Source organism: Methylobacter sp., assembly GCF_036845245.1.
Taxonomy (GTDB): Bacteria; Pseudomonadota; Gammaproteobacteria; order Methylococcales; family Methylomonadaceae; genus Methylobacter_A.
Genome location: NZ_DAIUEH010000002.1, coordinates 95236 through 105999, shown reverse-complemented (window position 1 = coordinate 105999; position 10764 = coordinate 95236). Strand labels below are relative to the sequence as shown.

The following is a 10764-nucleotide window of genomic DNA, read 5'->3' as shown; positions in this document are numbered from 1 at the left end:
ATTGATTTAGTTTTAATTTCATATTGACTCCATAAATTAGGCTAACTACGAATTAATGCATAAAAATTTAGGTGTTTATTGTGTTGACGTATCCAAAATTTTGGAGTTTAATGTCTACACCTTAAACAACCCCAGAGACAAAAAACATATGACTACCCAAACCGAAAAAAAAGCCAGTCCTGCGGCAGAACCCCCTGCCGAGGATTGGCACCCTTCCGACGTTGTCGCCGCCCTGCATAAGGCAGGGTGGACAATGAAGGCATTGGCCGAAGAGCACAATCTGTCGACAGGCACCACCTTATCGCGCGCACTCACCCAAAGCTACCCCGCCTCTGAAAAACGCATTGCTGCTGCCTTGGGCTTGCATCCCAAGGACATTTGGCCCAGCCGCTACTACGAGAATGGCGAACCTAAGCCACGCGGTTTCAGAGGTTTAAAGTTTAAGCGTTTCGCTCCCGGCGTCAATGTAAAAGATCAGCGGCTTCGTGAACATGAAGGCGCGTGATCCATTGACAGTCGATTTATTTGACATGGTAGTTGTGCCGGTCGAACGCGGCGGTAAGCCGGGATCATTAGATATTGGTGCGCAGCTGCGGAGTTTACTGAGCGAGCTAATCAAGCTGTCGCCGCTAAGCCGTTACCAGATCGCAGCCAAGATGAGCGAGTTGGTCGGTCACGAGATTACCAAGCACCAATTGGATAGCTGGACAGCGGAAAGCCGTGAAGGCTGGCGTTTTCCGCTGGAGTATTTGCCGGCGTTGGAAGTGGCATTAGAGACACACGATATTACCGCCTGGATTGCCGATTTACGCGGTGCAAAATTGAGTGTAGGCAAAGAGGTTTGGGAGGCGCAACTGGGCAAGTTGGAAGCATTGAAGAATCAATTGCGCCTGCAAGAGAAAGCAATCAAGCAAGCTATGAGTGGTGGAAAATGAGCGCTAAAACAAACATCGAATGGGCTGACGCCACATGGAACCCGGTAACTGGCTGTAGCAAGATGTCTCAAGGCTGCAAATATTGTTACGCCGAACGCGACTGGCCGAGAATGGCAAAGGTTCCGGCCTACGTCGGGCGTAAATTTACCGATGTTCGCTGGCATTATGACAGGCTTGAAATTCCATTGCGCTGGCAAAAGCCTCGACTGATATTCGTTAACTCAATGTCTGACTTGTTTCATGAATCGGTGCCGTTTGATTTTATTCATCGAGTGATGGTGAGTATGCAACAGGCTCCGCGACATATTTACCAAGTGTTGACAAAGCGCCCTGCAAGAGTGCTTGAGTTTTTTGATTATTGGGGTGATGAGGCAAAGGAAGGTTTTGCTGAATTAATGCCTAATGTTTGGCTTGGTGTATCGGTTGAAGATCAAAAAACCGCCAGCGAGCGCATACCGCTACTGCTGTCTGCGCCTGCTGCTGTGCATTGGATTAGCGCTGAGCCGCTGCTTGGTAAGGTTGACATTCGCAGTGGTCATATTCCGAACGGACTTGACTGGGTGGTTGTCGGTGGCGAGTCCGGACCTAATGCGAGACCGATGCATCCAGACTGGGTTAGATCGTTGCGCGATCAATGCATTGCCGCCGAAGTTCCATTTTTGTTCAAGCAATGGGGTGAGTGGGCGCCAGTACATGAGCTTCGATGCAATGAGCCGGGTGTTAAGGGAAAGATATGGCATAACTTTGACCCTGATACATCTGTATGTAGAGTTGGGAAAAAGCAGTCCGGACGCCTGATAGATGGTGTTGAATATAACGGTTATCCGGGTGTAAAGCATGAGTGAGATCGATAAAACTCTGTATGCCAATGCCGATGAGATCGCGGTAGTAATCTGCAAGCATAAAAGCTCTGTTACGAGGCAGGCGATTAATGAGAATTGGCAATGCGTCTTTGAAAACAGCCGTGGCAAGCACAAAAAGAAGTGGTTTCTGATTAAGGCGCTACCCAAAGCCATCCGTGAAGCCATGCTCAATCGACGCGCATCGACCATTCTACAAGCGCTACAAAAACCGGCCGAAACCGAGCCTGCAGCAGTAATTCCAGCTGAGGAAAAAGCGCAGCACCTAGCACCGGCCTCAGTCACGCCACTGGAAAATCTAACCGAACGCCAACGCAAGGTTAACGAGGCCCGTCATCACTTGGTGCATAACGTGCGCGTCATGGCCTTGCAAATGCGCTGGAGCTTTGGCAAGGCTGCCGATCATCTAATCGCAAAAGCAGCGGCCGGGGAATTGGAGAGCGAGCTAATGGATAGCATGCTACTGGCTCGGGAAACGCGGGGCGTGAAGCGAAATGACGGGGAACTGGTTTCACGGCGCTCGCTGGAGCGCTGGAATCAGGAGAAAAGCTCAGGCAAGCAGTTGGCGCCGGGCATTCGGCAAAAGGAAGACTGGCGGGGTAAATGGTGGCTGGCACTGTTCTTGAGCTTTTACCGCAAGCCGCAAAAGCCGTCGTTACGCGAGGCGCACCGCGACTTTGAAAAGGCCTGGCAAGCGCAAGGCTTTACCGAAAAGTGCCCGGATTACGACGTGATTTGCCGGCTGCAAAAAAAGATTCCTCAAGTCGTGCTGGCTATTGGGCGTTCGACCGGCTCGGAACTGGCTGCGTTGCGGCCGTTTACACGCCGGGATTGGTCCGGCATGAGCAATGAAGTCTGGGTCGGCGACGGCCACACCTTTAAAGCCAAGGTGCGCCATCCCGATCATGGTCAACCGTTCGCGCCGGAAGTGACGTTCATTATCGACGCGGCCAGCCGGTTCATTGTGGGCCGGGCATTCAGCTTATCGGAAAACCAGATTGCCGTTTCCGAGGCGCTGGGCAAAGCCATGATCAAACACGGCAAGCCGCTGATTTATTACAGCGATAACGGTTCCGGCCAAACCGCCAAAATCATCGATTGCCCGGTGGGCGGCATGTTGGCTCGGCTGGGAGTGGAGCACGAAACCGGTCGCCCTGGTAATCCGCAAGGGCGCGGCATCATTGAAGGGCTTTGGGACATTACCACCATTGCCGTGGCAAAAACGTTCCCGACCTTCCAGGGCACGGGCATGGATGGCGATACCTTGCGCAGAAACACGCAAGCGATCAACCGCGCTAAAAGCAAAGGCGATGTGCCTGATTTTGTACCGGCTTGGAATCATTTTATGGTGCAAGTCGAGGCGCGCATCGACTGGTACAACAACGCGCATCAACACAGTGAATTAGGCGGCAGAACTCCGGCCGAGGCTTATCAAGCCAATTTCGACCAGAGCTGGCATTGTCCGTTAACGGACGACGAGACGCTTACGCTGTACCGGCCGTTTGTGATCCGGACGCCATTTCGGGGCGAAGTGCGCTGGAACAACAATATTTATTTTAACCCGGCGCTGGCGGAGCTTCCGGCCAATACCAAGGTACGGCTGGCGTATGACTTAAGCGATGCCAACCAGGTTTGGATCAGCGATCTGGACGGCCGAGCCATTTGTGTTGCCGAGTTCGAGGCCAACAAGGTTAAAGGTTTTGCCGAATCGAAAATCGATGCCCTTAAAGAAGGACGCATCGACGGCATGATCAAGCGCGGCCAGGAAAAGATCGATCGCGCCAATGCCGAACGCGGCCATGTCATCGACGGCGAGGTGTTAAAGCGCGTGGAGTTAACGCCGGCTCAAACGGTCGAGCCATTAAAGCGGATTGTCGTTGATGGCGGGGATTTTAGCCGGCAAACGGAGAAATTGAGCTACTTGGAAACAATGCAGAAATTTATGGACGACGGCCAGCGGGCTGCCGGCAATGAATAACCGCGACTGGGCGGTTTTTTAAACAACCAAAAGTGAGAATTAAATCATGAAAGCCAGAAGATCATCTATGCAGCAAAACCGGTTGATAGCTAAGCATCGTCTCAATAGCTTCTTACTGAGAGCAGGCAGACGATTAACACCGGCACGCAGACATTATTGTCGGGAGTTACCGCCCGTGGTTACGGGTTTTTCCAGATTTGGTTATCGGCGAATGATGTTGAGATTTGAGCGTGACCTAGCCATTAAAACGCGGGAGCGACTGGATTTTGAAGAGCTCATGAACGAATAACCGCCTGATAGTTGGCGCTATCAGACGGCTTTTTACAGGTGTGAACCAAACAACTTAAACAAAAAACGAGGCTATTAAATCATGAAACTCAGTTACGTACAAACCAGCAACCACGACGCGTTTATGGCCGCCGTCAAGGCCGTTGAAAACGGCGCGGCCAGGGAAGCGATGGGCATTTTAGTGGCCGGCGAGCCCGGCGCCGGCAAGACCCGCACCGTCGATCATTTCGGCGCGGAACGCAACGCCATCTACGTGGAAGGCCTGCCCGGCATAACCATGAACTACGTGCGCGACCTACTGGCCTATGAGCTGGGAATTGGTGACTTGAAAGGTTTTGCCTTGCAAAAAGCGATAAACGAAGCCATGGCGCAACGTCGGCAACCGATCATCCTGGACGAAGCACAACACGGGCTGCTTGATAAGGCCAACGTGATCGAATATCTGCGCCGGATTGCCGAGCAGGCCGGCGTGTTGTTGATTCTGGTTTGCCATACCTCGGAAAAACACCGCTTTGCCGAACATCGTTTGGCGCATATCGCCACCCGGATCAGCGCCGTAGTGGATTTCAAGCCGGCTAACTTGGACGACGTGCAGTTGTATTTACGCCAGTTGTGCGAGGTGGAAGCTGACAAAGGCGTCGCCCAGCAGGTTCTGGAGCAGTCACGCGGCCGCTACCGGCTGATGGCCTCGGCGGTATCGACGCTGGAGACCATGGCCGGACAGATGGGCAAGCAGGCGCTGATCGCCGCTGACGTAAAAGGCTATTTGTTGTGTGAAGACGCTATGCGCAGCTTGCGCAAGGGGGCGAAATGAGCGGGTCATTAATCGTTTTGGGTGATGTTAAGCGCATTAGCTTTGACGAATTACGCATCGAGCATGGCGTTGCCGGCGAGAGCAACTACCGCATGCTCACGATTGAAAGCGGCAATGGCGACAAGCTCGAAATCAAGCTTTGCGGTGACGAGTACAGTTTAAAGTCGATTGACGATAAGGAGTTTGACCGGTTCTGTGCCGAAGACCGGGATGTTGACTGGAATGAGGTTGCGGAGGTTGCACTTTAATGGCGGCCAAAAAACGCAAAGGCTATGCCGCGCCGCGCACCGTCACCGTCGGCTTGCGCGCTCAGGCGTGGTGGGTGCTACGAAAGAACAAATCCATCACCTTGGCCGAACTGAGGCTGACCATTTGCAAAGGCACCGAGCTTACGCCGGAAGTTAACCTGCGTCGATGGCTAAACGCCTTACTGGCCGTCGGATTACTGACACGAAAGCTGGAAGACGACGGCAAGCCGGCCAGTAACGGCAGCTATCGCTATACGCTAGTAAAAGACATCGGCCCCAAAGCGCCCGTAGTGCGGATGAAAGATCGGGTTGTATTCAACCCGAACAATGGCGAAACCCTAGCAATGAAAACAGAAGATGAGCTTATTGGAACGACTGAAACAAACCGTGGCTGACAGCAACGTCACCCAGGTAGCCCGGAAAATCAAGGTATCGCGAACAACGTTGTCGCTGGTTATTAATGACAAATATCCCGCCAACCCGCAAAAGATATTGGAACAGTTCGATCGGGCATATAGCGATGTGAATTGTCCGTACAGCGGTAAAACGATAACTCGAAAAGAATGCACCGGACGGGCCAACGCACCACGGCCGTCCGGCGGCACCACTAAAACCGCCTGGTGGGATGCCTGCCAGCAATGCCTGCATAAAGGAGGCTAAACATGCACGTCATTATCAGTATCGACGACCAGGAAAACGGCGAGATCAGCGTTAAAACGCTGGTGCATCCCGCCTGGCTCACCGGAGAATACAAAGAAACGCCGGCGACGGAATTGGGTGATTTTTTACAAGCCGCAATCGACGCTTGGCGCGATACCTTGCATATGGATAAGCAGCAATTGCAGTTGTATTTACAAGCGATGACTAGCTCAGCGCCACAACATCATTGAGGTTTGATCATGAGCTTTGAAAGCAAACAAGTTTTAAGTGAGGGTGGCGATATCGCCGTCCAGACCATGGCATCAGCGCAGATTGTCCGCCTCGAAATCACCGATGACGACGGCATGAATTACGTAACACTGAAAATACACGAAGCCAAGGCATTGGTCGGCACGCTGCAAACGGCTGTTGACTTAGCGAATATCTACCAAGCAGGGGATTTGTAACACTATGAACGCCACAACAATCAACAACATCTATAACGGCTATCGCCGTTTACAAGCCGCTCAGGAAAGCCGCTCCGATGCGATAAACAGCGCCATTATTGAGCGCGAGCGGAAGATCAAGGTCTTGCGCGCCGAGCTGCGTATTGCCCGCGGCTGCATGGCCGCTGTCTTGCTTGTACTGGCAGTAGCAATCGGCTGCGAACTTTGGAGGCTGGGCTAATGGCTATCGCAATCAATGACCGGATCGGACCGGCGGCTGTCGCCAAATTGTTTGGCATCAGCCTGGTCTATTTGAATAAAGCAAGACCGTTTCTGGAAGGTTTTCCGCCCAGCGAACAGTCCGGTAGAGAAAAAATCTACTCGCTCGCCGCCATTAACGCCTGGGCAGAAGGCAAGGATGTCAAGGCGCTGGTGCGCGAAGGCGTGCACCAATACAACAGAGGTAAAGCGGCAGCCGAACAGAATCAGGAGGCCGTGCTAACGCTGTCGCGGTGCCTGTATGCCGGACAATTCGCCCCTGACAATGAAAAAAAAGCCGCAGCCTTTAGACGCCTATCGGCAAAAATCCGTAAACCCCAAACCACCACGGTCCAAGTCAGGCCGGATTGGCATTAAGAGAACACAGGAGACATCATGCAAAATCACATTCCCGAAAACTTCCGCGCCAACAGCTACGGCCATTTAGTGCCGGTGGACAGCATCAAAGCCATTGATTTACTGCGCGACGATACCGTCGGCCGCATCATCGACAATGCCCTGGCCATGCAAGAACACATGCGCGCATTCAAAAAACAGGCATTGGACGACATCACCACCTTCGTCACCGTATCGGCCGAACAATACGGCCTGAAATGGGGCGGCAAAAAAGGTAACTTGAGCCTGGTCAGTTACGACGGCAAATACAAAGTGCTGCTGGCCATCAGCGACAGCCTGAGCTTTGACGAACGCCTGCAAATCGCCAAGCAATTGGTCGATGAATGCATTCATGAATGGGCCGAAGGCAGCAACGCCAACATCAGAGCGCTGATCGAGCATGCCTTTCAAACCGACAAACAGGGCAACATTAATACCGCCCGCATCTTCGGCCTAATGCGCCTGAAGATCGATGACGCCAAATGGCAAGAGGCCATGAATGCCCTGAAAGACAGCATCCAGATCACCGCCACCAGTCAGTATTTACGCCTGTATGAACGTGTCGGCGATAGCGAAAAGTACCAACAAATAGCGATGGATATTGCGGGGTTATAGCCATGAAAACAGAACAACAAAAAGTCCTGGAGAAAATCAAAAAATGCCTGAAGCTGGCGGGCTCCAGCAATGCCAACGAAGCGGCGACCGCGATGCGCCAGGCGCAAGCGCTGATGGAAAAATACAACGTCACCCATATCGACGTGCAGGCCTCGGAGGCTAGCGAGACCAAAGCCAAAGCCAGCGTAAAAAACAAACCTACCCGTTGGGAAACCAGATTAGCGTTAACTGCCGCCGACGCGTTCGGCTGCAAGATCATTTTCAGCGCTTGCGTGTTTTTTACTAGCAAAGGCGAATGGAAATTCATCGGCGTCGGCGCGGCGCCGGAGCTGGCGAGCTATGCTTTCCAAGTGTTATTACGCCAGGTTAAAAAAGACCGGGCGGAATACATTAAAACCCAGTTAAAGCGCTGTAAGCCGGCGACCAAGACCGCTCGTGCCGACACCTTTTGCTTGAGCTGGATTTTTGCGGCAGCCGAAAAAATCACCGCCATTACTCCCAACGCCAAAGCCCGAACAGCTATTGATGCCTATATGGGCAAACATTATTCGGATACGACGACGCTAAGCCCACGCATCAACAAAGACAGGAACAATAGCGACCAAAGCTATAAAGATCGAACTTACGGCCATGCATCCGGCAAACAAGCGACCTTGAATCGCGGCGTCGGCGGCACTGAAGTCAAGCCTGGATTGGAGCACAACTCATGAGCAACAGCAAATTCCACCCCTACACCAACCCTAAAAACGCCGCCCGGCGCCGGGCTGCCATCGGCAAAATCCATATCGGCAAAACCCAGCTGAACATGAACGAGGAAACCTATCGCGCCATGCTGCTGACGCATGGCGGCGTTACCTCCAGTAAAGATTTGACCAACGAGGGTATCAATAAAGTCATCCGGCATTTGGAAAAAAGCGGCGCCGTCTTTACCAAGCCCAAGCGCGCCGGACGCAAGCCGCATAACCTGGACTCGCAATCGAGCCGCGCCGACCAGCTGGGCAAGATCGAAGCGCAACTGGCCGAAGCCGGACGGCCGTGGGAATACGGCGGCGCAATGGCTAAGCAGATGTACCAAAAAGATTCGCTCGTGTTTTGCGACCGGAAAGAGCTGGCCGGGATTATTGCCGCGCTGGCCAAGAATGCCCAGCGCGAAGGACGGAGGGTGCGATGAGTAACAAGGAACCTAGACAAGAAACTTTGGCCGCTTTAGATGCTATTTTCTCGCCGTCAATGCCTAAAGAGGCAATGTCAAAACATCTGTCGTTGATTGATGTCGCGGTCATCTTATCTTTACGCCAAATAGAAGGCGATGAATTTGTTTTGGGCTTCTTAGAATCCGCAATTGACGATATCAAGCATGGCAATGCTTATATGTTGCGCAGAGTTAAAACAGAGAGGTCGCACTAATGAAACCAACCAAACAGCAAAGGGATGAAGTTAAACAGGGGCTGTCAGGGCGATACGGCGCCGTTTATCTGTCTTGTGATGGCTATTTGGTCGCAGCAGCAATACAGCGGGACAAAATGAAGCTGGTCATCATGGTCTACGTCAATGGCTTTTTTAGCGGCAAGGACGTTTGGACTGGCAAAGGGCGTGACATGGATAAGATGGGCGACATCGCACGCCGGTTTTATTGCCTAGGAAGCAGAGGCCCGTCAGCCAAGCAAATTGCCCGCAACAAAAAGATATTTGGTGCTAAATGGTGCAAGGAAAAAGGCATCAATGACAGGACTTATTTCGCCTGGCCAACGTTCAGGACGCCGGGCGCCTTTATCACTCATATCAAAAAACACAATGAGTCCATCGAAGTGCTGGATTATGACACTTACAAGGAAGCGCTGGACGCATTGCCGAAAGAGGGAATGGACCATGCAGCTGAATAGATGCCCTGTCTGCCATACCCGCATCAGCCTGGACGCCCTCGCTCAGGACGAAGCCGGGCGCGAGCTGCTGGGGCTGTTGATCAAACTCGACACCGAGGCCGGTACCGCCCTGGTCGGTTATCTGGGCCTGTTCCGCTCGGTCACCCGCGACCTGGCTAATGATAGGGCGTTAAAGCTGGCTAAAGAGGCGTTGAGTTTGGGGCATTCCGGCAACGTCGCTCAGGCTATGCGCCAGACCGTCGAGCAGATACAAAGCAAAGGCGGCAAGCCGTTGAGCAACCATAACTACCTGAAGCGGGTATTGGAAGATGTAACGGTTGTAGGGGCGGATTCATCCGCCCAGCTTGTACCGGCCAACAGGGCGACTGAAGTCGCCCCTACAAAGCACAGCAAAACCGCCCAATCCTTGCAAGCGCTGGAGGATTTCAAACATGGCCGATAGCGATTGGCTGCGCGCCTGCGTCGTTGAAAACCTGCAACAACTGGTTGCGCTGCATTTTGAAGGCGCGCCGCCGGCGGAAACCATCGTCATGACCGCCCAAGCCTGGCTAAGAGTCATGATCGGCTGGCCGATTGCCTGGGAAGAAAAGCTTGACCGGCCGCGCCTGGACTCCGCCTTCCTGGCGCTGGCAGGACAGGCCCAACGCTGGCCCAGCCCAGGCCAATTGCGCGCATTACTGCCAGCCCGGACCTATCCCGATCCGGAACTGGATGCACCCCAATACCCGGCCGACAAAGCCGCCGCAAACCGCAAAAAGATTAAAACATTGCTTGCGGCCGCTTTTGAACTGCGTGACTTGCAATCAAAACTGACGCAGTTGCAACACGGGCCAATGAATACAGAAAAAAGCGCCCAAATCGATGCCTTAAAAAACGACATTGCCCGCCTGCAACAACAGATTAACGAGGCCGCACAACCATGAGCGAAGCACCGCCCAAACACCTGTGGCCGCTCAGCCTGCAACGCATTGCCGAGAGCTGCGGCGAGCCGGTCGCCCTGGATTTGTGGCAACACTATCCGGGCGTGCGCGTGTACATCCCCGATCCAGAAAGCCTAAGCCCGGAACATCCGCTGGTAAAGCGCATCGGCCTGGACAGCGCGCAAATGCTCAGCCGTCATTATCCCCGCGAAACCATCCTGGTCGCCAAAGCTCACCGGGCGCGCACCATGATCCGCAACTTCGTGATCCGCAAACTCAATCGCGAAGGCGCAAAGTATGCGGAACTGGGCATTCGGTACGACTTGAGCGACCGGCAAATCCTCAGTATTTGCACGGCTGACGGCCTGGTTCCGGGCGTGAAAAAACAAGAGAGTAAACAAATAGACCTATTTGCCGAGGAGGCATCATGAAAACAACAGAATTGATTGACGACTTAAGGGGTGCGGTAATGTCGGGCAGAAAA

Annotated in this window: 20 protein-coding genes; all 20 read left to right on the top strand. The window is 53.1% G+C overall.

Annotation, left to right across the window (positions count from 1 at the left end; translation table 11 throughout):
• Positions 1–55: 55 nt before the first annotated feature.
• The 20 genes from V7051_RS01425 (at position 56) to V7051_RS01330 (ending at position 10711) form a co-directional block, all read left to right on the top strand.
• Positions 56–505 (top strand): helix-turn-helix domain-containing protein, encoded by a 450-nt coding sequence (locus V7051_RS01425; RefSeq protein WP_333873105.1) that lies wholly within the window; start codon positions 56–58, stop codon positions 503–505.
• Positions 492–935, top strand: a complete 444-nt coding sequence (locus V7051_RS01420; RefSeq protein WP_333873104.1) for a hypothetical protein — start codon at positions 492–494, stop codon at positions 933–935. The genes V7051_RS01425 and V7051_RS01420 overlap by 14 nt, the downstream gene beginning before the upstream one ends.
• Entirely contained in the window at positions 932–1780 is an 849-nt protein-coding gene (locus tag V7051_RS01415; protein ID WP_333873103.1) for a DUF5131 family protein, read from the top strand. Before V7051_RS01420 ends, V7051_RS01415 begins: the two co-directional genes overlap by 4 nt.
• A complete protein-coding gene (locus V7051_RS01410; RefSeq protein ID WP_333873102.1) occupies positions 1773–3773 on the top strand; it encodes a Mu transposase C-terminal domain-containing protein in 2001 nt (666 codons plus the stop codon). The genes V7051_RS01415 and V7051_RS01410 overlap by 8 nt, the downstream gene beginning before the upstream one ends.
• Before the next feature lie 370 nt (positions 3774–4143).
• Positions 4144–4875, top strand: a complete 732-nt coding sequence (locus V7051_RS01405; RefSeq protein WP_333873101.1) for an ATP-binding protein — start codon at positions 4144–4146, stop codon at positions 4873–4875.
• Positions 4872–5123 carry a hypothetical protein gene (locus V7051_RS01400; RefSeq protein WP_333873100.1) on the top strand — a complete coding sequence of 84 codons (252 nt, stop codon included), beginning with the start codon at positions 4872–4874 and terminating at the stop codon, positions 5121–5123. The genes V7051_RS01405 and V7051_RS01400 overlap by 4 nt, the downstream gene beginning before the upstream one ends.
• A complete protein-coding gene (locus V7051_RS01395; RefSeq protein WP_333873099.1) occupies positions 5123–5518 on the top strand; it encodes a hypothetical protein in 396 nt (131 codons plus the stop codon). The genes V7051_RS01400 and V7051_RS01395 overlap by 1 nt, the downstream gene beginning before the upstream one ends.
• Positions 5511–5783 (top strand): hypothetical protein, encoded by a 273-nt coding sequence (locus V7051_RS01390; RefSeq protein ID WP_333873098.1) that lies wholly within the window; start codon positions 5511–5513, stop codon positions 5781–5783. Before V7051_RS01395 ends, V7051_RS01390 begins: the two co-directional genes overlap by 8 nt.
• Positions 5784–5785: 2 nt before the next feature.
• Positions 5786–6013 carry a hypothetical protein gene (locus V7051_RS01385; RefSeq protein ID WP_333873097.1) on the top strand — a complete coding sequence of 76 codons (228 nt, stop codon included), beginning with the start codon at positions 5786–5788 and terminating at the stop codon, positions 6011–6013.
• Positions 6014–6022: 9 nt separating this feature from the next.
• A complete protein-coding gene (locus V7051_RS01380; protein ID WP_333873096.1) occupies positions 6023–6229 on the top strand; it encodes a hypothetical protein in 207 nt (68 codons plus the stop codon).
• Positions 6230–6233: 4 nt separating this feature from the next.
• Complete coding sequence (locus V7051_RS01375) at positions 6234–6449, top strand: hypothetical protein (RefSeq protein ID WP_333873095.1); 216 nt, start codon at positions 6234–6236, stop codon at positions 6447–6449.
• Entirely contained in the window at positions 6449–6844 is a 396-nt protein-coding gene (locus V7051_RS01370) for a hypothetical protein (RefSeq protein ID WP_333873094.1), read from the top strand. The genes V7051_RS01375 and V7051_RS01370 overlap by 1 nt, the downstream gene beginning before the upstream one ends.
• An 18-nt stretch (positions 6845–6862) precedes the next feature.
• Positions 6863–7477 (top strand): DUF3164 family protein, encoded by a 615-nt coding sequence (locus V7051_RS01365; protein ID WP_333873093.1) that lies wholly within the window; start codon positions 6863–6865, stop codon positions 7475–7477.
• A 2-nt stretch (positions 7478–7479) separates the two neighbouring features.
• Positions 7480–8187, top strand: a complete 708-nt coding sequence (locus V7051_RS01360; protein WP_333873092.1) for a DUF2786 domain-containing protein — start codon at positions 7480–7482, stop codon at positions 8185–8187.
• Positions 8184–8648, top strand: coding sequence for a gp16 family protein (locus tag V7051_RS01355; protein ID WP_333873091.1), 465 nt, complete (start codon positions 8184–8186; stop codon positions 8646–8648). Before V7051_RS01360 ends, V7051_RS01355 begins: the two co-directional genes overlap by 4 nt.
• Positions 8645–8884, top strand: coding sequence for a hypothetical protein (locus V7051_RS01350; RefSeq protein WP_333873090.1), 240 nt, complete (start codon positions 8645–8647; stop codon positions 8882–8884). The genes V7051_RS01355 and V7051_RS01350 overlap by 4 nt, the downstream gene beginning before the upstream one ends.
• Complete coding sequence (locus V7051_RS01345) at positions 8884–9360, top strand: hypothetical protein (protein ID WP_333873089.1); 477 nt, start codon at positions 8884–8886, stop codon at positions 9358–9360. The genes V7051_RS01350 and V7051_RS01345 overlap by 1 nt, the downstream gene beginning before the upstream one ends.
• Positions 9347–9802, top strand: a complete 456-nt coding sequence (locus V7051_RS01340; RefSeq protein ID WP_333873088.1) for a hypothetical protein — start codon at positions 9347–9349, stop codon at positions 9800–9802. Before V7051_RS01345 ends, V7051_RS01340 begins: the two co-directional genes overlap by 14 nt.
• Positions 9792–10283, top strand: coding sequence for a hypothetical protein (locus V7051_RS01335; RefSeq protein WP_333873087.1), 492 nt, complete (start codon positions 9792–9794; stop codon positions 10281–10283). Before V7051_RS01340 ends, V7051_RS01335 begins: the two co-directional genes overlap by 11 nt.
• Positions 10280–10711, top strand: coding sequence for a hypothetical protein (locus V7051_RS01330; RefSeq protein WP_333873086.1), 432 nt, complete (start codon positions 10280–10282; stop codon positions 10709–10711). Before V7051_RS01335 ends, V7051_RS01330 begins: the two co-directional genes overlap by 4 nt.
• The last annotated feature ends 53 nt before the right edge of the window (positions 10712–10764 follow it).